The organism is Mannheimia cairinae, from assembly GCF_028649535.1.
Lineage (GTDB): Bacteria > Pseudomonadota > Gammaproteobacteria > Enterobacterales > Pasteurellaceae > Mannheimia > Mannheimia cairinae.
Window position 1 is genome coordinate 140,359 of sequence record NZ_JAQSJE010000001.1, and the last position, 20,977, is coordinate 161,335.

19 protein-coding genes, 1 tRNA gene and 1 pseudogene are annotated in these 20,977 nt (G+C 37.7%); 17 read left to right on the plus strand and 4 right to left on the minus strand.

Translation table 11 applies throughout. From position 1 onward, the window contains the following. Positions 1–35 precede the first annotated feature (35 nt). The 10 genes and pseudogenes from PTQ27_RS00760 (at position 36) to PTQ27_RS00810 (ending at position 10,623) form a co-directional block, all read left to right on the plus strand. The gene (locus PTQ27_RS00760; protein ID WP_273748512.1) at positions 36–3,647 is read left to right on the plus strand and encodes a phage tail tape measure protein; all 3,612 of its coding nucleotides are present in this window, start codon (positions 36–38) and stop codon (positions 3,645–3,647) included. Beyond that, positions 3,647–4,387: a hypothetical protein gene (locus tag PTQ27_RS00765; protein ID WP_273748511.1), complete on the plus strand. Its 741-nt coding sequence runs from the start codon at positions 3,647–3,649 to the stop codon at positions 4,385–4,387. Before PTQ27_RS00760 ends, PTQ27_RS00765 begins: the two co-directional genes overlap by 1 nt. After that, complete coding sequence (locus PTQ27_RS00770; protein ID WP_273748510.1) at positions 4,387–4,941, plus strand: hypothetical protein; 555 nt, start codon at positions 4,387–4,389, stop codon at positions 4,939–4,941. Before PTQ27_RS00765 ends, PTQ27_RS00770 begins: the two co-directional genes overlap by 1 nt. After that, positions 4,941–5,348: pseudogene (locus PTQ27_RS11555) on the plus strand (DUF6950 family protein). The gene PTQ27_RS00770 and the pseudogene PTQ27_RS11555 overlap by 1 nt, the downstream one beginning before the upstream one ends. A gap of 1 nt (position 5,349) precedes the next feature. Further along, on the plus strand, positions 5,350–7,392 hold the full coding sequence (locus PTQ27_RS00785) for a phage tail protein (RefSeq protein WP_273748507.1): 2,043 nt from the start codon (positions 5,350–5,352) through the stop codon (positions 7,390–7,392). A gap of 41 nt (positions 7,393–7,433) precedes the next feature. Further along, complete coding sequence (locus PTQ27_RS00790) at positions 7,434–7,934, plus strand: hypothetical protein (protein ID WP_273748506.1); 501 nt, start codon at positions 7,434–7,436, stop codon at positions 7,932–7,934. Continuing rightward, positions 7,919–9,394 (plus strand): sialate O-acetylesterase, encoded by a 1,476-nt coding sequence (locus PTQ27_RS00795; protein WP_273748505.1) that lies wholly within the window; start codon positions 7,919–7,921, stop codon positions 9,392–9,394. Before PTQ27_RS00790 ends, PTQ27_RS00795 begins: the two co-directional genes overlap by 16 nt. 14 nt (positions 9,395–9,408) lie before the next feature. Continuing rightward, complete coding sequence (locus tag PTQ27_RS00800; protein ID WP_273748504.1) at positions 9,409–10,185, plus strand: hypothetical protein; 777 nt, start codon at positions 9,409–9,411, stop codon at positions 10,183–10,185. A 3-nt stretch (positions 10,186–10,188) separates the two neighbouring features. Then, positions 10,189–10,437, plus strand: a complete 249-nt coding sequence (locus PTQ27_RS00805) for a hypothetical protein (protein WP_273748503.1) — start codon at positions 10,189–10,191, stop codon at positions 10,435–10,437. Between the two features lie 115 nt (positions 10,438–10,552). Next, positions 10,553–10,623 (plus strand) — tRNA-OTHER (locus PTQ27_RS00810). A 151-nt stretch (positions 10,624–10,774) separates the two neighbouring features. Here the strand turns inward: PTQ27_RS00810 and nrdR are convergent. The 3 genes from nrdR to PTQ27_RS00825 are packed head-to-tail and all read right to left on the minus strand — an operon-like array spanning position 10,775 to position 12,973. Next, positions 10,775–11,224 carry a transcriptional regulator NrdR gene (gene nrdR, locus PTQ27_RS00815; RefSeq protein ID WP_273748502.1) on the minus strand — a complete coding sequence of 150 codons (450 nt, stop codon included), beginning with the start codon at positions 11,222–11,224 and terminating at the stop codon, positions 10,775–10,777. Beyond that, the gene (locus PTQ27_RS00820) at positions 11,224–11,526 is read right to left on the minus strand and encodes a YcgL domain-containing protein (RefSeq protein ID WP_434802812.1); all 303 of its coding nucleotides are present in this window, start codon (positions 11,524–11,526) and stop codon (positions 11,224–11,226) included. Before PTQ27_RS00820 ends, nrdR begins: the two co-directional genes overlap by 1 nt. Then, positions 11,510–12,973 carry a replicative DNA helicase gene (locus PTQ27_RS00825; RefSeq protein ID WP_273748500.1) on the minus strand — a complete coding sequence of 488 codons (1,464 nt, stop codon included), beginning with the start codon at positions 12,971–12,973 and terminating at the stop codon, positions 11,510–11,512. The genes PTQ27_RS00820 and PTQ27_RS00825 overlap by 17 nt, the downstream gene beginning before the upstream one ends. Positions 12,974–13,151: 178 nt before the next feature. On the opposite strand from PTQ27_RS00825, the gene PTQ27_RS00830 reads away from it, so the two are divergent. The 7 genes from PTQ27_RS00830 (at position 13,152) to PTQ27_RS00860 (ending at position 19,633) form a co-directional block, all read left to right on the plus strand. Then, complete coding sequence (locus PTQ27_RS00830) at positions 13,152–14,057, plus strand: siderophore ABC transporter substrate-binding protein (protein ID WP_273748499.1); 906 nt, start codon at positions 13,152–13,154, stop codon at positions 14,055–14,057. 89 nt (positions 14,058–14,146) lie between these two features. After that, a complete protein-coding gene (locus PTQ27_RS00835) occupies positions 14,147–15,115 on the plus strand; it encodes an ABC transporter permease (protein ID WP_273748498.1) in 969 nt (322 codons plus the stop codon). A gap of 52 nt (positions 15,116–15,167) precedes the next feature. Continuing rightward, entirely contained in the window at positions 15,168–16,052 is an 885-nt protein-coding gene (locus tag PTQ27_RS00840; protein ID WP_273748497.1) for an iron chelate uptake ABC transporter family permease subunit, read from the plus strand. Positions 16,053–16,055: 3 nt separating this feature from the next. Continuing rightward, a complete protein-coding gene (locus PTQ27_RS00845; RefSeq protein ID WP_273748496.1) occupies positions 16,056–16,814 on the plus strand; it encodes an iron ABC transporter ATP-binding protein in 759 nt (252 codons plus the stop codon). 190 nt (positions 16,815–17,004) lie between these two features. Beyond that, complete coding sequence (locus PTQ27_RS00850; RefSeq protein WP_273748495.1) at positions 17,005–17,685, plus strand: TIGR00153 family protein; 681 nt, start codon at positions 17,005–17,007, stop codon at positions 17,683–17,685. A gap of 11 nt (positions 17,686–17,696) precedes the next feature. Further along, positions 17,697–18,965, plus strand: coding sequence for an inorganic phosphate transporter (locus PTQ27_RS00855; protein WP_273748494.1), 1,269 nt, complete (start codon positions 17,697–17,699; stop codon positions 18,963–18,965). Positions 18,966–19,021: 56 nt separating this feature from the next. Then, entirely contained in the window at positions 19,022–19,633 is a 612-nt protein-coding gene (locus tag PTQ27_RS00860) for a TIGR04211 family SH3 domain-containing protein (RefSeq protein ID WP_273748493.1), read from the plus strand. A 39-nt stretch (positions 19,634–19,672) separates the two neighbouring features. On the opposite strand, the gene aroA is transcribed toward PTQ27_RS00860, so the two are convergent. Continuing rightward, the gene (gene aroA, locus PTQ27_RS00865) at positions 19,673–20,968 is read right to left on the minus strand and encodes a 3-phosphoshikimate 1-carboxyvinyltransferase (protein WP_273748492.1); all 1,296 of its coding nucleotides are present in this window, start codon (positions 20,966–20,968) and stop codon (positions 19,673–19,675) included. Positions 20,969–20,977: the final 9 nt, after the last annotated feature.

Below are 20,977 nucleotides of genomic sequence, written 5' to 3' on the forward strand. Positions count from 1 at the left end.
GCTTTATGCGGGCTTTTTTATTGGAGCTAGTAATTGTGAGTAGTTCAAATAGATTAACTCTTATTTTAGATTTAGAGAATTCTAAATTACTATCCGGATTCACTCAATCTGATGCTGAATCAAAGAAATTTGCTCGTAATTTTATCGTCAATATGGAGCAAGCACAGCAAAAAGCACGTCAATTTGCTGATAGATCAACAAAATATCTAAAAAATATTGAGCAAGCTGCAAATAATCTTAACAGTTCTGTATCAAAAGAGCGTTTTTGGCAAATTACAAATCGATTGCAATTCCCCACGAGTAAAGTGATTGGTTATGCGAATAGCTATACCGAACTTGGCAATAAATTAAGATTAGTAACAGAAAGCGAAACCCAGCACGCTAGAGCAATGGCGGCGGTTTACGATATATCACTTAAAACGGCACAATCCACACAAGCAACATCATCTGTTTATCAAACCTTTGCTCAAAATGCTAAACAGCTGGGTATTTCTCAAGGTGATGTTGCAAAATTGACAGAAACTGTTGCAAAATCGGTGGCTATTTCTGGTGCAACTTCAGCAACCGCATCAAATGCGTTGGTGCAATTTAGTCAATCTTTGCTAATGGGCAAAATGAAAGCCCAAGAGTTTAACTCGCTGATGACTCAAACGCCGTCTGTGGTGCAAGCAATTGCCAAAGGGCTTGGTGTTACCACAGCCGAACTTAAAGCGATGGTGGACAATGGAGAAATGTCTGCTGAAAAGATGATTGAAGGCTTAAAGAAAGCTGAGAGTTATGTAAATGAGCAATATAGCCAAACGGTAACAACAATAAGCGGTGCAATGCAGAACCTATCAACCTCCGCTGAAAAATGGATTGGCGAGATGGATAATTCTGTTGGTGCATCAAGAAAAGCTGTTGCAGTTTTAGATGCTCTCAGTGCTAATTTAGATACTGTTGCAAAATTTGCTCTTTTTGCCGGTGGTACATTTGTTATTTTAAAAAGCTATATGAGTGTACGACCATTTATTGAGGCAAGGGCTGCTATTTATGAAAATCAAAAAGCGATTATTTCAGAAAATCAGGCTCGCCAACAAACAATTGTCACTCGCCAGCAAGAATTGACCGTACTTTCTCAACAAACTGCCTTAAAACTTGAACAAACATTACAGACCTATAACCAAAATAACGCAGAATTAGAGGCTATCGCGGTTAAACAGCAAAAAATCACGAAAGATCGCGAAGAGATTGCAGTCGCAATTCAAGCAGCTGCAAGCCGTACTGAAAGACTTGCACTATCTGCTGAACTGCAAGCCTTAGACCAGAAAGAAATAGCTCTAGGGCAACAAAAAATAACTGTTGAACGTCAGCAAATCGCAACAAAACAAGCTTTAAAAGTGGCTTACGCCGAAAACGCAGTTGCTCAAAGCTCAATGGCTGCGAGTATGATAACTACCACCACGACAACAAGAGCGATGAATGGTGTTTTAGCTGCTGCAAGAGTGGAGCTAAATTTACTTAAAGCTGCGGCACTTTCAAATCCATTAATGACACTTGCAATGGTGGCTACCACAGCCGGCACCGCCATTTGGGGATTTTTGGAAAGCCAAAAAGCAGCTAGAGAAGAGGCTCTTCGCTATGCTGAAGGTTTGGATGCGGTTAGGGCTAACATTGAAAGAATGACCAAAGCTCAAACTGATGCTGAAATGGTTAAATTGTCTCGCTCAATCAAAGAGCAGGAAACAGCATTAGCTAGTCTGAAACAACGCCAAGCTGAACTCACACGAGAAATTGAGCAAGGAGCTACGGTTTATGAGGATGCGTTTGCTGGCACGGTGCGTGTTACGATGAGTGCGGAAGAGCTTGCGAAAAAACAAGAAGATCTGAAATTAGTGACCGCAGATGCTGAAAAAGCTCAAAGAACCTTGAACTCTAGCTTAGAGGCACAAGATGCGTTAAAAGCCCATATCCCGATTGCTAATTTAAGAGATGAATTTGCTCAACTCCTACCACATATTGATGATAGCCAAATCAAGATTGATGGATTAAACCTCTCTATTGGTAACTTTACTGTCAAATCGCCTGAAATGGTTATCGCAGCAAACAATATTGCGAATGCTCTTGGCGGTGTTGCTGGTGAGGCGATGCGTGCAGCGGTAATGGTCGCTAATCTATCCGGTATGGGGCTAAATATTGGCGAAGGTGCAGTTGTATCTGACAAGGCTCAAAAATACATTGACCGATTAAATAAACAAACCAAAATCAGCCAATTAAAACGAGATGGCAAAACTGATGAAGCCAATAAGCTACAAGCGGAGCTTAATCTTGAAGGGCAAGATTTTACCGGGCTAGATTATCAAAAAGCCTATGAGGCTCAATTAGCTAATCTAAAAGAAAGCAGTATCAAAACAGGCGGTAGCAAAGGCAGTAAACCTAAGCAAACCAAAGCCGAACGCTCGGCGGAAAGTTATCAAAACCAAGTGGCGGAGATGACAAATCGTTTGGCAGGCTTGAAAGCAAATGCCGCCGACATTGCTGTTTTTGGACAAATCTCAGACTATCAAGAAGTCCGTAAACTGACTGAAGATATTGCGATCAATGCCGAAAAATACAAAGGCTATGGTGAGGAAGGTGTCGCAAGGCTCAAAGAGTTAGCCGGCCAGCTAGATTCCGCTCAGCAACAAGTCGCTATTTCTCAATTTTCCTACAATAACGGCGAAAAGCTCAAAGCAATGGAGTTTGAATTAACCTTGCTTGGTAAAACCCGCCAAGAGCAAGAGCTAATCCAGTATAACCACGAATTAGATCTTGAGGCTGCACGTCTTAAGGTCGGTATGTCTAAAGAGAATATTGCCTTACTAGAGAAAGAAATTGAGGCACTTAAAAAACGCCGAGCAGAAATACAGGCTCAAGCGGAACAAGCTAGAGGTAGCTGGGAAGAAGGAATTAAACAAGGTTGGAATAATATTGAAGCAGATGTAAGTAATGTTGCAGCGAATGTCGCCAATATTACAGAAAATGCGTTTAACGGAATGGCAGATGCAATGACTGATTTTGTGATGACCGGTAAAGCGGATTTTAAATCTATGGCTGAATCAATCATTCGTGATATTTCGAATATGATTATCAAGATGACATTATTCAAGGCTCTTGAAAACTCTCTTAGAGGCACGTCGTTCGGTAATTTTCTTGGTATCCCGGTATCTTCTGCAGCTCAAGGTGGTTTAATTGGGTCAGTTGGTATGCCGAAAGTGATGTTAGGTGGATTTAGTCGAGGTGGTTACACAGGTGATAGCGGTAAATACGTTCCAGCAGGATTAGTACATCGCGGGGAATACGTTATCACTAAAGAGGCTACTGCTCGACTAGGTTTAGATTTCCTTAATCATCTTAACTACGGCAAACGTGGATTTTCTAGCGGTGGCGGTGTTGCTGTTCCTAGAGTGCCAAGTATTTCTCTTCTACCGGCAGGAGCAAATAAATCTTCTCCGTCATCAAGTATCAACGTTACTCAGCATTACACGATTGATGCACGCGGTGCAGATCACGGCGTGGAACAAAGAATTTCTGATTTGCTCAAACAGAATAAGCGTGACACGATTGCCGAGATTCGAAACCAAATTAGACGTGGCGGTCAATTCGGTAAAGATTTTGGAGTTGCATAATGACAAAAATTATTAAATTCCCTGAAAACATTCGCCCAAAATCGGCGAGTTTTTTCTTAAAGGCCCATACAACGACCTTTACGAATCCGTTTTCAAACACTATACAAACTCAGGAAATGCCTGGGGCTGTATGGACATTTAGAGCGGATTTTTATTTAAACAATGAGGATAAAAAGCGGATTTTCCGAGCCTTTATTGCCAAACTTCGAGGTTCTGCCGGGAGATTTTATTTCCCGGCTGAATTTTGCCCTAAGTTCATTCCTGATTTTGGGGAGCCGGAAACGCCTAGAATTTTTGATTTGTCTGTAACAGCTGATGAAGATGATTGGTTCTCGACATCATTAGATATTACGGCTGACTCGGAACATAAATATCGAGTGTCGCCATTAAGAGCATTATCGGTATTAAACCCAACAACACTTAAAGTTGCATCTGATAAATCTTTTGGAGAATTGGTGTTAAAAGCTGGGCAATATATATCGTTTGATCTTACCAATGGTTATCGTTATTTAGGTATTGTAACTGATGATTGTTTTGTCAGCCGAGATAACTTCGCTCGCATTTCGATTGAACCACCATTACGAGATACACCGATTGAAAATGCCCCTATTCATACTGCACGACCAAGTGCAGTTTTTATGTTAAGCGATGACGAGCAAGGACGTATTTCTGAGTTGTTACATAAAAAAGGTGAAGTGTCTATCGAGGCTGTGCAGGCCAGACCGATAAGGATTGAATAATGCGAGATTTAGACGATGTTGCTAAAACAGAAAGCAGAAAAGATAGGCTAAGACCTTTTTCGGCAGTTGAGCTTGACTACCCTGACGGTATTGTCCGTTTATCTTTTTTGCCATTTGATATTGTTATTGATGAGCATACATTTACAGGTACAGGTGATCTCGGTGCTATTAGCATGGTAACTGAAGGTGCTGAGCAAAAAAGCTATGGTGTAACAATCACATTAAGTGGGATTCCAAGTGTTCGGACTGATTATCTACTAAAACAAGATATCCAGGGGCGAATAGCCAAAGTATGGATGGGATTCTTAGACAATAATCATCAATTAATTGGTAAGCCGATCATCATTTTTGTTGGCAGAATGGACACTCAGATGCTTAAAGTTGGGAAAACAACTGAGATTGAAGTAACAGTAGAAAGCCTGTTTATTGATTGGCAACGAGCGAAAGTGAGGCGTTTCACGAATGAAGATCAAGTCGCACTCTACCCAAATGATAAAGGCTTTGAATTTGTGTCGGCTGTGGCCGACATGGAAATTATTTGGGGGCGTGGATAATGCGGAAGTTTGATTGGGAACAAAGGCTGGTTAATGTGATTGCAAAACATCACAACCAGCCTTTTTTATTGGGTAAATTGGATTGCTGTCAATTCGCTCGTAATTGTGTCGTTGAAATCAGCCAAGGAGACATACCCGAAATACCACATTACCACTCACTACGATAGGCTTTATCTGTGCTAGCAGAACTTGGTGGAATTGAAGGTGTGGCTGAGTATTTAATGCATAAACAAGCTAAATCAGCTGACCTCGCCAAACGAGGCGATCTGCTAATGATTAAAAGTGATGATGTTGCTTTTAATTGTAAAGCATTGGCTATTTGTGTGGGTAACGTAGCAATGGCAATGGGTGAAAATGGCCCGGTGATTGTTGAGCGTGAAAAATGGCTAAAATGTTGGGAGGTTTGATATGCCAATGGTAGTTCCTATAATAGCTTCAGTTGCCGCAGCAGCCATTACCACATCTGCAGCAGTTATCTCTGCAATTGGTGGAATTGGTGCTGCAGCTCTTGGTATGGCCGCAGCTTTTACTATTACCACAATAGGTAGCAAACTAACCAAAGCTAAAGCTCCTAGCATACCGCAGCAAGATTTAAAGCGGACGATTAAAGAAGCTGCATCAAATCGGCGTATTATTTATGGCACAGTAAGAGCAGGGGGAATATTAGTATATGCTTCTGTATCCGATAAGGATAATAAGTATCTAGATATGGTACTTGCTTTATCTCACGGCAGAATTCACGAAATCGATCCTATTTTTTGGTTAAATGATGATAAAACCGATAATCCAAAGTTTGATGGTTTAGTCTCAATGTACTATAGAAGAGGCCATAATGAACAAAGTGCAATGTTAGGGTTAGTAAATAAAAAACCAAACGAATGGACTGAGAATCATACATTAAACGGCGTAGCTTATGCTTACGTACGTTTGAAATATGATCCTGAGACTTTTCAGAATGGAGTACCTAATGTTTCATTCCTCATAAAAGGGCGTCCAGTTTATGATCCACGAATTAGGCAAATGGTTCATTCAAACAACCCAGCTTTATGTATTTTAGACTGGTTACGAGCGAAAGAAGGTAAAGCTGTTCCAAATGATTTAATTGATTTTGAATCATTTATTACAGCAGCAAATATTTGTGATGAAGAAGTCCCGAGCAAAGACAATCGATATGAAGTGAATGGTAAAGTTGGATTTGTAAAACGTTACACCTTGGACGGTGTAATTGATATGTCGGCAGCACCATCAAAAATTATTGAAGATATGCAGTCGTCTTGTCACGGGAATTTAGTATTTTCACAAGGTAAATATCGTTTTTATGCTGGAGCTTATAGTTACCCATCATTCACTATCACAACAGAAATGTTGCGAGAGGCTCCAACTGTACGAATGAAGCCTAGTCGAAATGAGCTATTCAATATTGTTTCCGGCTCATATATTGAACCATCTCACAACTGGAATGAAACAGATTTCCCGCCACAGCGGGACAATAGTTATATCAAACGTTATCAGGGCGAAGAGATTAAACAGGACATCAAGTTACCTTACACAACCAACGGGGCCATTGCCCAGCGGTTGGCTAAAATTCAGCTCGTGAAAGGGAATAATACAATTACTGTCAGTTTGAGCTGTAACTGGGCTGCTCTGCCTATTCGGTTATGGGATGTAGTCGAACTCAATATCCCTGAAATTTTCCAAGTTGGAACTGCCTTTCGAGTAACAGAATTCTCTTTTGCCGAAGGTGGTGGTATTGATTTAACGCTCAGTTCTGAACGACCTGAATTCTATTACTGGAATTATCTATCTGATGAAAAAATCATTGAAAGTACGAAAAAACCTGAATCAGACGATGGTAAGCCATCTCCAGTAACTGATTTAGTCATCAGCGGAGAGCCTAAATATGGTAAACCCTATTTATCTATCAGGTGGACTAGATCACCGAATACACGCTTGAATTTCACATTTAAAGTGATCATAGAAAGAAGAGATAAGAATGAAACAACTTATCGAACTTTCCGCAGTTTCACAACATCCGAAACAGAGTTTAGTCAAGAACTACCAAGTGAGGATGTTCCTTATTTGTATAGATTTAAAGTACAAACGAATTTATTTTTTTCTAAGTCTGACTGGGTTATAAGTGATTTAATTGACATTAAAACTGTATCAACCCCGCCAGAACCACCATCCTACCTTAGTGTATCAAATCAAAATAAAGATGCAGTATTACGATGGAAATCACCTAATAATATAGATTTCAGCCATAATGTAATTTATAGGAGTGAGCTTAATAATGTTGAACAAGCCACACTATTGGTTAATATAAAATCAATGAAAGGGAGTTACAACACCTATCTTGACACAATCGAACAATCATCATATTACTGGATTTCATCAGTTGATATATCAGGGAATGAATCAGATAAGATTTTTGCTGGTTCGGTAATTATTTAAATCAAGCACTCGAAAGAGTGCTTTTTTATTTGGAGTTTTTTATGGCTATTGCAGAAAAAGATTTAGTTAATATCGGGCAGCACGCCAATGATGGTAAAGGCGATTCGGCTCGAGTTGCTTTTGATAAATTGAATAAGTTGATTATTCAATTAGATGGCAATATTGAAAGCGGATCGGTCGGTTATTTGGATTATGCTTCAATGCAGTTAGACCAAAGTAAACCTGATGGAACAATCGCACAACTAACAACAGGAGATCGTTATATTCGATTAGCTGGCGAGTGGGTTAAGTCGGTTGATAAAGCAGAAGCACAAGCAATTATGCTAAATGAAGATATAGCGAAGTTGCTGCTTCTGTTGTGGATGTGGGGGCGTTGCAAGGCGAAACAACACTTGCTCATGCTTGGACAGATGAAAAAGATAAGATTGCTATTGGTATTACAGAACGTGGCGATTTTTTCCAACCGTCGGCTGAACAAAGAAATACTAATTATCCAGGATGGGCTGTTACGGATTCCCAAGATCGTATGCTTGTTGGTGTAAACACTGCATTATCAGAAAGTTTTATGATGGGACAACAAGTTATCTTTTCGAATGAACACTCAAATGCTGAGGTTGATAAAAATTATAAACTTTCGTCAATGACAACTGATGCTGGTGCTAAATATATCCCAGCTGGGATTATCACGGATGTCGGTATTTGTTATTTAAAAGATAATGACGTTTATTTACAACGTGGGACTGAGAATATTCAAGTCACAAATCGTGGTGATGTAGTGGCGTGTGAAATGTCAGGTAGTTCCGTAAGATATGTAGCTCCACGTCGTGGTGTGATGTTAATGTACGAATGGAATGATGGCGAAACAAAACAAGTATTTCAAAATAGTATCTCTGATGGGTTTGTTATTACAGGGCAATCGCTCGCAGAAGGCGGGGCTAATAGTGCAATTAGTACAGATGTAACAGAGAATGCTTTTACAATAGAAACGGGGCCGATTCCTAATCAGAGCAGAAGTGCAGGAACTCGACTTGTTGAGTTACAAGAACAAATTTATGAAACCATTTCATCGGGTTTTGCGAAAGTAGAAACTGCACAAAATAACAAACCGATTGTTATTTTCGGTGCGGCATATGGCGGACAAGTATATGAACGTATCAAAAAAGGGGGAACGACTGGTATTTATGAGAAAATTACCGCGAGTGCAAAGGCAGTAAATAATTTTCCTATTAAACCATCTTACAGAGCCATTTTTGTTATTCATGGTGAAGGAGATGGAAATATTAGTAATGCTAACTATGATGAAAATTTAAAGCAATGGCTTAGTGATTTCACTCAAGACCTTACTTCGATTACTTCACAAAGAGACAAGCCTGTAATGTTGCTTTGCCAAACCTCAAGCGTAAGTGGTTATAGAAAAAGCGCTGAAACTCGTCATACATTTACTAGCCCATTCTTACAATTGAAAGTAACAGAAGAAAGCCCTTATCATTTTCTTGTTTGTCCTAAATATCAATTCAATTATAAAGATTATGCTCATATTTTAGGTAAAGATACACATTATCTTGGTGAGTATTACGCAAAAGTTAAACGTGAAGTCATTGATAAAGGTAATGAATGGTTAGGTACACGCCCTAAGCAATTGACCAAGGTTGATGCTCGCACATTAGAAGTTGAGTTTTATGTTCCGGTTCCGCCATTGGTACTAGATACAACTCTAGTTACTAATCCAGGTAATTATGGTTTTACTATTTATAACGGGGGTAGTGCTAATATTTCCAGCGTAAATTTGATTCCAAACTCAAATAAAGTACGTATTACAGCAGATAACGATATTCCGATTGGTGCAACGCTAACATATGCTTTTGATAATGGGACTTTTGGTAAGTCAGGGAGAACAGAGGGAGCAAGAGGAAATTTAAGAGATTCAGATAAAACAATGTCCATCGATGGAGAATTTAACTTATATAACTGGGCTTTTGCCTTTGAACTTTCAATTAACTAAAAAGGATTATTAAAATGGGTAATATCACAAGACTAAATACAGTATTTTCAAATAGCAAATTACCAGCGTTAATAGATCGTGATGTAGCTGCTATTGAAGCTGAAATTTTAAAACATAAAAATTTACAGGGATTTTGGGATTTTTCCGACAAATCAACAATGTTAATGTCAGGTACATCAATTACTCGAGTTTCTGACAAGTCCACCAAAGCTCGGAATTTAACTGCTGCATTAGCAACAGCTCCAAAGATTGATAATTTTGCTTTGGGTAATATGCCATCAGCTTTCTTTGATGGTTCTTCACACTTTGAAACAGAGGATAATTTATTTCAGGCAAGTTGGAAGAATATGACTATTGTTGTTTTTGCGATGAAGCATAAAACAACTACGCCATCGAATACTATTTTAGTCTCACCTAAAACTTCTCCTCATATTGGGGTTTATACTAATAATGCAGGTTTATCCTCAAGCGGTGTGATTAGTCTAAGTTTAGGTAATTTGATTGGAAAACCTCTTAATATCATTAATGTAAGTGATTTTTTATTAGAAAAAACAACTTTACGGACTCCAAATGCAGTTAATCAAACTACTCATGATAATCGTGATTGTGTTGATAGCCCATTATATGTTGGTAAATGGGCTGATTCAGGTAATCCAAATAAAGCTATTAACTGGAATGGTTATATTGGCCACGTGATGATTTTTGATGCTGATCTAGAATTAGACCCAATCTTTACAAACACGCTTTTTGAATATGCTCGCCGCAAATACGGAACTCCAAGCTGGGAGTAATTTATGGCAGTAAAGAAAAATTATTGTACGGGGCTGAAAAATGCCCCGAAAAATATCAACTCGTGCTGTCATCAACACGATCGTGACTATGGCGTAAATGGCAAAGTAAACCGAGCGGAAGCAGACAAGAGATTGCGCGAATGTTTAATTTTACAAGGTCGCCCTATTTTTGCGTGGTGTGCTTGGATTGTGGTAAGGTTGTTCGGTTGGTATTTTGGGAAGGAGAAAAAAAAGGATGGATTAAATATATGATATGTTCCGTAAATGTACCGTAAAATATGGTATTTTATATAAAAATATGTGAAAAGATGGTAGTTCATTTAGTGGAGGTATCTCTGTAAGTCCTTGTTTTTATTAACTAAAACTAACGCCTTTTATAAACCACTAACCGCCCTTCTAAGGCGTGGGTCAAAGGTTCGAATCCTTTAGGGCGTGCCATTTATTTCTTTTAAATTCAATCAATTATATATTATACAATGAGATTTAATCGTAGTGTATTTTGAGAGTATCGGTGAAAAATAAACCGCCTCTAAGGCGGTTATCTTAATACACTAGAAGAACAAAGTTTGCTCTTTTCATTAGCTTTATATTATTCTCTTAATTTTTCAATTTCTTTGGTAAATTCTTCAATATCGCTAAAGCTTAAATAAATAGAGGCGAAGCGGATATATGCAACTTTGTCTAATTGTTTCAGTGCATTCATTGCTAAATTACCAATATGTCGGCTTGGTACTTCTCGCTCTCCCATTGCTTGTAATTGAATAATAATCTGGCTAATCGCCTTTTCTACATCATCAGCACTCACAGGGCGTTTATCTAAGGCTCGTCTTAAGCCAGTTCTGAGTTTTTCTGCATCAAATGGCTCTCGGCTACCATTATTTTTAATAACATATGGCACAACTAATTCTGCAGATTCAAAGGTTGTAAAACGTTCTTTACAACTGACACATTCTCGACGACGGCGAATTTGATAGCCATTTGCTGCCAAACGAGAGTCCACAACCTTTGTTTCTTCTGTTGAACAAAATGGGCAACGCATTATTTTTCCCCTTTAGTGCTATTTAAAAAATCTTTTAGTAGATCTTCTGGCGGTGGTGGCATTTGTAAGTAATAACCTTGTTCTTCTAATAACTGTATGACTTCTTCGTTTTTGGCTCGTAGAAGGGATTTATCTCCCGTTAAATTGAAAAACATTGAGAATTCTGGTTTGCCAAACATTTGAAGTAGCGATTCAGGCACTCTGTCAAACTGATCTCGTTTAGGTACGTAAAGATACATTCCTTCTTTTTTCTTACTGCGATAAATTGCACATAACTTTGTTTGATTAGTACTCATCGTCATAACTCCCACCACTGTAGTTATCAAATCTTGAATATTGCCCTTGGAAGGTTAAACGAACTCGTCCAATCGGGCCATTACGTTGCTTACCAATAATAATTTCAGCAATGCCTTTAAGTTCTGAATTATCGTTATAAACTTCATCACGATAAATAAACATAATTAAATCTGCATCTTGCTCAATAGAGCCTGATTCACGTAAATCTGAGTTTACCGGACGTTTATCTGCACGTTGTTCCAAACTACGATTAAGCTGCGAAAGGGCGACAACAGGAACTTCCAATTCTTTTGCAAGAGCTTTTAATGAGCGTGAAATTTCCGCAATTTCTAAGGTTCTATTATCTGCAAATCCTGGTGCTCGCATTAATTGTAAATAATCCACCATAATCAAACTTAAGCCGCCATTTTCACGGTAAACACGTCTAGCTCGAGAGCGTAATTCTGTTGGTGTTAAACCAGAGCTGTCATCAATGTAGATATTATTTCTCTCTTGCAAAATTGCCATTGTAGTAGAAATTTTAGCCATATCTTCATCGTCTGATAAGTTACCAGTACGGATCTTGGTTTGATCTACACGAGAAAGTGAGGCTAGCATACGCATCATAATTTGGTCTGCGGGCATCTCTAAACTAAAAATCAGCACTGGTTTTGCCGGTGTTTTACTTGGATTGCCATTCTCATCTAAAACATTTGGATCAATATCATCCACAAGTGAAGCATTTTCACATAAATTCATCGCAAAGGTTGTTTTCCCCATTGATGGACGTGCTGCAACAATAATTAAATCGGAAGGCTGTAGCCCAGCCGTTTTTTTATTGAGATCGGTAAAGCCTGTTGAAACACCTGTTACACCACCGTTATGGCGATTTTTGGATAAGGTATCAATACGAGCAAGAGTTTTAAATAGAATATCATCAATTCTTTGTGGGCCTTCATTTGCATTATTTCGTTTTTCTGCAATTTCAAAAACAATACGCTCAGCTTCATCTAATACTTCTTTCGAATTCCGCCCTTTTGTTTTATAGCCCATTTCAGCAATTTGGTTGCCCGCACTAATCACGCTACGTAAATCAGAACGATCTCTTACAATATCAGCATAAGCTAAAATATTGGCGGCACTCGGCGTATTTTGTGAAAGTTCAGCAAGATATGCAAAACCGCCAACATCTTGCAAAATGCCTTTATCTTTTAATGCTTGGTCTAAGGTAATAATATCAATAGGAATATTATTGCGTACCAATTCCGCCATCTGCTCAAAAATAGTACGATGTGCATAATTATAAAAATCGTGAGATTGAAGTCGCTCGGCTACGTTATCCCAGTGATCATTACTTAGCATAATGCCACCAAGCACAGCCTGTTCTGCCTCAATAGAGTGAGGAGAAATACTAATTTGCTCTATTTGTTTATCTTTTGTTTTTTCTTGAGTAGATGAATTAAATTCTGCCATACATTCCTCATCTAATGAGTGCATATTTATTAGCGATATAGTTTATCGGAATTTTGTTTAAATTGAAATTTGCATTTTTTAAACAAAATCTAAACCTGTTTGTATTTTCTGCTTTACATCGCTTTAATTTCGGTTAAAATCTTTGAGAATTATTTGCAATACTAAATGGGAGTATTTAATGTTTAAAAAAGTTTTATTCACATTAACTGCAGTAGCAACTTTAACATCTTCGGCATTTGCAAAAGATGTAACCATTCCAACTGCTCGTGGTGATGTAACCCTTTCAGATAATCCTGCTAAAATTGCAGTGTTTGATACCGGTAGTCTTGATACTTTACAAGCATTAGGTGTAACTGTTGATGGTGTACCAGAATTAAAAACCTTGCCTTATCTAAAACCAACGGTTGATAAAGCAGCTGCAAATGTTGGTACATTATTTGAACCTAATTTAGAAGCATTAAATGCACTAAAACCTGAGTTAATTATTGTTGGTACTCGTTCAGCTAAGAAATTTAATGATGTGAGTAGTATTGCAAAAACGATTGATATGACAGATAACGGTGATAAGCTAATTGACAGTGCTATTCAACGTATTGATTCATTTGGTAAACTATTCAATAAAGAAGCAGAAGCTGACAAGCTAAAAGCGGAAATCAATACCTTATATGAAGAAACAAAAGCAGCCGTAAAAGACAAAGGTAATGGTTTAATTATTCTGGTTAATGGCGGTAAAATTTCTGCATTTGGCTCAGGTTATCGTTTAAGTTGGATCCACGAAGGTTTAGGTATTCCAATGGCAGATGCTAGTATTAAAACTGCAGGTCACGGGCAACCGGTTTCATTTGAATTTATCCAAAAACTAAATCCTGATTGGTTGTTTGTATTAGATAGAATTGCTGCTATCGGTGAAGAAGGTAAAACAGCTCAGCAAGTATTAGACAATGAGCTAGTCCGTCAAACTAAAGCTTGGAAAAATGGAAATGTAATTTATCTAAGCAGTGCTTCTTACCTCGCACCAGGTGGTTATGAGCAAATTAAAATGGATTTAAGTGCAATCAAAGCTGCATTTGAAAAAAATAATTAATTTTAATTAGCGGTCGAATTTTACTCATTTTTTGCAAAGTATTTTGTAATTTTTAAGGTAAATTCAACCGCTTGTCACTTTTATATTTTATGTTTTCTTTTTTTAGAGTTAATTTTTTCATATTATTACTTCTCATTCCAATCAGTGCTAGTGTGGGTGTAGCCGATTTCCATTGGAGTGAGATTTTTAGTTCTTCAGAGCAGCTTCAATTACTTCTTATTAGCCGCCTGCCAAGAACTATTGCTGTTTTATTAGTAGGTGCAACTCTTGCGATTGCAGGAATGGTTCTGCAAATCGTGCTAAAAAATCGCTTTATTGAGCCAAGTATGATTGGTGCAAGTCAAAGTGCTGCTCTTGGTATTCTATTTGCTAGCCTACTCTTTCCTGCTTCTGCTTTAATTTTAAAGATGTCTATTGCAACAGTCAGTGCCTTAATTGGAATGGGGGTATTTATGTTGCTTATTCGTCATTTACCGCCTCATCAACAGTTAATGCTACCTTTAGTTGGTATTGTATTTGGTAATATTATTGAAGCTGTTACTACTTTTATTGCTTATGAAACCGATAGTCTGCAAGTGCTTGCCATTTGGTTTTCTGGAGATTTTTCGGGTATTTTGGCCGGTCGCTATGAATTGCTTTGGATCACGGTAATTTTAGGCATCGTTGTTTATATTATAGCAGATCAGCTTACTATTGCAGGGCTTGGAGAGAATATTTGTACTAGCTTAGGTATTAATTATAAACTGATGACTTGGCTTGCTCTTATTCTTGTCGCTATGATTACCGCTATTGTCGTAGTAACCGTTGGGCAGATTCCTTTTATTGGCTTAGTTGTGCCGAATATTGTCTCTCAAATTGCAGGAGATAGATTACGCAAAAACTTGCCAACCGTTGTTGTATTAGGTGCGAATCTTGTGCTGGTTTGTGATATTTTAGGCCGTATTATTAATAATCCATATGAGGTACCAATATCCACTATTTTTGGTATTGTCGGAACAATTATTTTCCTCTATTTATTACTAAAAGGAAAACGTGTTAAGGGGAAAAGTCGTGGTTAAATCTCGTTTACTCTTGTTAATATCATTGCTACTTGCGACAAGTCTATTTTTTATGACTTATAACGCTAATGGTAATTGGGATTTTATCATTCCTTTCCGTGGTAAAAAGCTAATTTTATTATTAACGGTCGCTTATACAATCGGCGTTTCTACACTTTTATTCCAGACACTAACACATAACCCGATTTTAACGCCGAGTATCCTAGGTTTTGATTCACTATATTTATTAATGCAAACCACCTTAGTCTTTTTCTTTGGTGGTTTAGGTTTTACTCAGCTTGATCCTAGTAAGAAGTTTTTCTTTGAAACATTATTAATGCTAGGTGCTTCTATATTGCTATTTAGCTCCTTAGCAAAAAATCGCTCTGATTTGACTCGTATGATTTTAATTGGGGTTATTTTTGGTGTGTTATTTAGAAGTTTAAATAATTTATTACAAAGAATGATTGATCCAACAGAATTTGCTGTTGCACAAGGTTCATCTTTTGCATCTTTTAACTTAACAAATCCAGTTCTATTATGGATTGGTAGCATTATCGCTATTTTATCTGCGGTTTGGATTTGGTTGCAACGACATAAGTTAGATATTTTATTACTTGGGCAAAATCCCGCTATTGGACTCGGCTTAGACTATACTAAATTCTGTTGCCAGTTACTTGTTTGCTGTGCATTGTTAGTATCCGTCTCAACTGCGTTAGTCGGCCCTATTCTATTCTTAGGTTTGCTTGTTTGTGCCATTGTTAATGCCATTAGCCCTGTAGTACAACATAGTGTGCGTATTCCAATGGTCTTTTTCATTTCTGCAATTACCTTAATTCTAGGGCAAGCGATTTTTGAACAAGTATTGAAGCAGCAAGGTGTATTAAGCGTCGTAATTGAATTTGTAGGCGGTATAGTATTTATCTACCTAATGCTAAAAAGAAAAAATAAGGAATAAATAGTGATAACAGTAAAAGATCTTCAATATAAAATCGACAATACAACGATTTTAAAGAATATTAATTTAACTATTCCAAACGGCGGTATCACAGCCTTAGTTGGAGCTAATGGAGCTGGTAAATCAACATTGCTCTCACTCATTGCTCGCCTAAAAGAAATTCAACAAGGCGAAATACATTTAAACGACTATAATATTGCACATACTCCATCTCGAACTATCGCACAAGAATTGGCTATTTTAACGCAAGATAATGTTATCCATAGCCGAATTACTGTTCGTGATTTATTAATGTTCGGACGCTACCCTCACCATCAGGGGAAAATTACATTAAAAGATGAAAATATTGTAGATGAAGCCTTAGAATTTTTTGATCTTGACCATTTCGCCCAACGTTTTTTAAGTGAACTATCAGGAGGGCAACGACAAAGAGCATTAATTGCAATGACTTTTTGCCAACAAACTGGACACGTATTGTTAGATGAGCCATTAAATAATTTAGATATGTTTCACGCTCGAGAGTTAATGCGATTATTACGTAAATTAACAGATGAAAGAGCTTTAACAACAATTATGGTAGTTCACGACATTAATATGGCTGCCGCTTATGCAGATACGATTGTCGCAATGAAAAATGGTGAAATTCAAATGATTGGCTCACCAAAAGAAATTATTACTACCGAAAATTTAAAATCCGTATTTAATTTAGATGCTGAAGTCCTAAATTGCCAAGGGAAACCATTGGTTATTCACCATATTTAATGGTTTATAAGCTAAAGAATCTCCATCGTTGTACTATGGTATTGATATTTCTGTAAATTTCTGCCTAAATCTGACCGCTTGTTTAAAAAACATCGTTAATTTCGTGATCTTTACTAGTACATAAAGTAAAATATGAGAGATTTCGTTTAATGGAATCTTTGTACATTTTATAACACTTTGGAGATATTCTATGGCACTGAATAACATTTTAGGTTTATTCGCTCAATCGCCACTAAAACCATTGCAAAAACACTCAAATAAAGTGACTGAATGCAGTGAGTTACTAGAACCTTTTTTTGAAGCCACTTTTGAAAATAATTGGGAAAAGGCTGCTGATGTTCGAGGAAAAATTGTTGATTTAGAACGTCGAGCAGACTCCCTTAAGCGTGAAATTCGCTTAAAACTTCCTCGTGGTTTATTTATGCCTGTTGAAAGAACAGATTTATTAGAGTTAGTTACTCAATTAGATAAATTAGCTAACTACTCTAGAGATATTTCTGGTCGCATTATTGGGCGTAAATTAGTCATTCCTGCTGAAATGCAACCTCTGTTTAAAAAATTTCTTTCTCGTAGTATTGATGCTTGTCGCCAAGTTCGCAAAGTCTTAAATGAAATGGACGAATTACTAGAAACTGGCTTTAGAGGTCGTGAGCTTGATTTCGTAAATAAAATGATTCTCGAACTTGATCAAATTGAAGATGATACCGATCAGTATCAAATTACCTTACGTCATACATTATTAGAATTAGAGAAAACATTAAATCCGATTGATGTGATGTTCTTATATAAATGTATTGAACGTATTAGTATTTTGGCTGACCAAGCACAACGTATCGGCTCCCGTATTGAATTAATGCTAGCAAAATCATAGGAGAATTTTTGATGGAACTACTTAATCAATATGGCTCGGTTTTAGTTATTTTTACTGCTATTGTAGGTTTTATGATGGCATTTGGCATTGGGGCAAATGATGTTTCTAATGCAATGGGGACCTCTGTTGGTTCAGGCACTATTACCGTAAAACAAGCTATCATTATTGCAATGATCTTTGAAGTTGCCGGTGCTTACCTTGCTGGTGGTGAGGTAGCTGACACCATTAAAAGTGGTATTATTGACCCTTCTGAGTTTGCGAATCACCCTGATGTACTTGTTCTTGGTATGATGTCGTCTCTGTGTGCAGCAGGCTTTTGGCTTATTATTGCAACTAAAATGGGTTGGCCTGTTTCAGCGACACACACTATTATCGGTGCTGTAATCGGTTTTGCATTGGTCACTATTGGCTCAGAAGCAATTCAATGGGGAGCATTAGGCGGAATTGTCGGAAGTTGGTTTGTTACCCCTATTCTATCTGGTGTTGTGGCTTATTTAATCTTTATTAACTCACAAAAACTGATTTTTAACCGCTCTCAACCCTTCAAACAAGCTAAAAAATATGGCCCGATGTATATGGCAATTACAATTTTTATCCTTGTTATTGTTACCGTTTCAAAAGGCTTAAAACACGTTGGCTTACATTTAAATACACTACAAACATTAGTTGTTTCTCTTGCATTTGCATTAATTGCATTTATCTTTGGTTACTTCTATTTCCGCAGCAAACGCTTCACAATGAAAGTTCGCTCTGAAGGTAAAGGATTTATTGGTGTTGAAAAAATCTTTAGTAACTTAATGTTATTAACTGCTTGTGCAATGGCTTTTGCCCACGGTTCAAACGATGTTGCTAATGCTATCGGTCCTTTAGCTGCAGTTGAATCCATTGTTCGCAGTGGCGGTATTATTGAAGGCAAAACAATGATGGCTCCTTGGATCTTACCATTAGGTGCCTTAGGTATGATGTTTGGTTTAGCTATTATGGGGAAATCGGTAATGGCAACAGTCGGGACTGGTATTACCGAACTTACCCCTAGCCGTGGTTTTGCTGCTCAATTTGCTTGTGCTGTTACCGTTGTTATTGCATCAGGAACTGGCTTACCAATCTCAACAACACAAACATTAGTTGGTGCGGTCTTAGGTGTTGGCTTTGCTCGTGGTATTGCGGCACTTAATTTAGGAGTAATTCGTAATATTATTGTCTCTTGGGTAATTACGTTACCTGCTGGAGCAATGTTATCAATTATTATATATTTTATTCTAAGTGCTCTCTTTCATTAATCTTATGTAGAAAGAATGTAAAACTGCATTCTTTCTTTTAAAAAGGAATATTTATAATGCGAAAATTATCATCTGTAATTCTTTCTTGTGTGTTACTCGGCATATCTACTCCACTTATTGCAGCAGATACCTACATTACCGAAAATTTAAATACATATATGCGTAAAGGAGCAGGTGATCAATACCGTATTTCTGGAGCTATACAAGCAGGTGAAAAGGTTACCGTTTTAGAAAAAAGGGAACGTTATAGTCTTATTAGAGATAGTCGTAATCGTGAAGGTTGGGTATTAAATTCTGAATTAAGTGATACGGCAAGCCCTAAAGAGTTGATTCCACAGTTAAAACAACAAGTGCAAGACTTAACAAATCGTTTAAGTAAAGTTGATGCTGAGTGGCAACAACGTACTGCAGAAATGCAACGCAGAACACAAGACTCTGTGCAAAAAAGCAGTGATTTAGTGGCTGAAAATGCTCAGCTAAAACGTGAATTGGAGATTCTAAAAAATAAAAACCGTGATTTAGAAACAATGCACGATTCAGAAAAACGTGAAATTGTCATTCAATGGTTTATTTATGGTGGTGCTGTGCTTGGTGTAGGTCTATTACTTGGATTAATTATACCATTCTTAATTCCTCGTCGCCGACGTAACAACGGTGGCTGGGCATAAAGATTAAAGGCTTCAATTTCAAATTGAAGCCTTATTTTTTTATCTAATTGATAATTTCTCTAACTCAGTAAAATACGTTGGGAATGTCTTTGCCGTGCAATTTGGATCTAATATCGTCACAGGTGTATCTGATAATGCCACTAAAGAGAAGCACATTGCCACACGGTGATCGTTATAGGTTTCAATTTCTGCGTGCTGGAATTTATCTAACGCTAACGGCTGAATGCGAATAAAATCTTCGCCCTCTTCCACTTCAGCTCCTACTTTTCGCAATTCTGTTGCCATTGCCGTTAAACGATCCGTTTCTTTCACTCGCCAGTTATAGATATTGCGAATAACGGTTTCGCCTTCAGCAAACAGAGCTGTTGTTGCAATCGTCATTGCAGCATCCGGAATATGATTCATATCCATATCAATGCCTTTTAACTGAGATTGCTCTGCTTGGATAAAATCTTCTCCCCAAGTAATTTTAGCCCCCATCGCTTCTAATACATCAGCAAACAAGCGGTCACCTTGAATTGAATTTTTACCAATGCCCGTTACTTTTACTTTTCCTTTAATTGCCCCCGCGGCTAAGAAATAGCTTGCAGATGAAGCATCACCTTCTACTAAGTATGTATTTGGCGAAATGTAGCTTTGGTTGCCTTTCACGAAGAAAGTTTGATAATTTTGATTTTCTACCTCAACACCGAAATCTTTCATCATCGCCAGCGTAATATCAATATAAGGCTTCGAAACTAGCTCCCCAATAATTTCAATTTCCATATCGCCATCTGCTAATGGAGCAGACATCAATAATGCCGTTAAAAACTGGCTAGAGATAGAACCATCAATCTGAACCTTTCCACCTTTAAGCCCGCTATTACTAATTGCAAGTGGCGGATAGCCTTCATTCTCTAAATATTGAACCTCTGCTCCAACTTGGCGTAAAGCATCCACTAAATGCTTAATAGGCCGCTCTTTCATACGAGGCTCGCCGGTTAAAAGCACTTGAGCGTTATCAGAACCTTTCAAACAAAGCGCCGCTGCAAGTGGACGCATTGCCGTACCTGCATTGCCTAAAAATAACGATAAACCATTTTTAGCTTGAAAAGCACCACCAATGCCTTCCACAGTACAAACCGTTTTATCTTCTGATAATGTATATTGCACCCCTAATGCCTTTAACGCATTAAGCATATGGCGAATATCATCACTATCTAATAAATTGGTTACTCGTGTTGTCCCTTTTGCTAGGGCTGCTAATAATAAAGCACGGTTTGAAAGACTTTTTGAACCGGGTAAATTGATCTCGCCTTCAACACGAGCAATCGGATTAAGAACTAATTTTTCCATTTTATATAA

Coding starts and splice junctions, on each gene's coding strand:
- PTQ27_RS00830 (WP_273748499.1), top strand. CDS start 13,152: ATGTTTAAAAAAGTTTTATTCACATTAACTGCAGTAGCAACTTTAACA.
- PTQ27_RS00855 (WP_273748494.1), top strand. CDS start 17,697: ATGGAACTACTTAATCAATATGGCTCGGTTTTAGTTATTTTTACTGCT.
- PTQ27_RS00805 (WP_273748503.1), top strand. CDS start 10,189: ATGGCAGTAAAGAAAAATTATTGTACGGGGCTGAAAAATGCCCCGAAA.
- PTQ27_RS00795 (WP_273748505.1), top strand. CDS start 7,919: ATGCTTGTTGGTGTAAACACTGCATTATCAGAAAGTTTTATGATGGGA.
- PTQ27_RS00770 (WP_273748510.1), top strand. CDS start 4,387: ATGCGAGATTTAGACGATGTTGCTAAAACAGAAAGCAGAAAAGATAGG.
- PTQ27_RS00785 (WP_273748507.1), top strand. CDS start 5,350: ATGCCAATGGTAGTTCCTATAATAGCTTCAGTTGCCGCAGCAGCCATT.
- PTQ27_RS00820 (WP_434802812.1), bottom strand. CDS start 11,526: ATGACGATGAGTACTAATCAAACAAAGTTATGTGCAATTTATCGCAGT.
- PTQ27_RS00835 (WP_273748498.1), top strand. CDS start 14,147: ATGTTTTCTTTTTTTAGAGTTAATTTTTTCATATTATTACTTCTCATT.
- PTQ27_RS00765 (WP_273748511.1), top strand. CDS start 3,647: ATGACAAAAATTATTAAATTCCCTGAAAACATTCGCCCAAAATCGGCG.
- PTQ27_RS00860 (WP_273748493.1), top strand. CDS start 19,022: ATGCGAAAATTATCATCTGTAATTCTTTCTTGTGTGTTACTCGGCATA.
- nrdR (WP_273748502.1), bottom strand. CDS start 11,224: ATGCGTTGCCCATTTTGTTCAACAGAAGAAACAAAGGTTGTGGACTCT.
- PTQ27_RS00825 (WP_273748500.1), bottom strand. CDS start 12,973: ATGGCAGAATTTAATTCATCTACTCAAGAAAAAACAAAAGATAAACAA.
- PTQ27_RS00800 (WP_273748504.1), top strand. CDS start 9,409: ATGGGTAATATCACAAGACTAAATACAGTATTTTCAAATAGCAAATTA.
- PTQ27_RS00850 (WP_273748495.1), top strand. CDS start 17,005: ATGGCACTGAATAACATTTTAGGTTTATTCGCTCAATCGCCACTAAAA.
- PTQ27_RS00840 (WP_273748497.1), top strand. CDS start 15,168: ATGACTTATAACGCTAATGGTAATTGGGATTTTATCATTCCTTTCCGT.
- PTQ27_RS00790 (WP_273748506.1), top strand. CDS start 7,434: ATGGCTATTGCAGAAAAAGATTTAGTTAATATCGGGCAGCACGCCAAT.
- aroA (WP_273748492.1), bottom strand. CDS start 20,968: ATGGAAAAATTAGTTCTTAATCCGATTGCTCGTGTTGAAGGCGAGATC.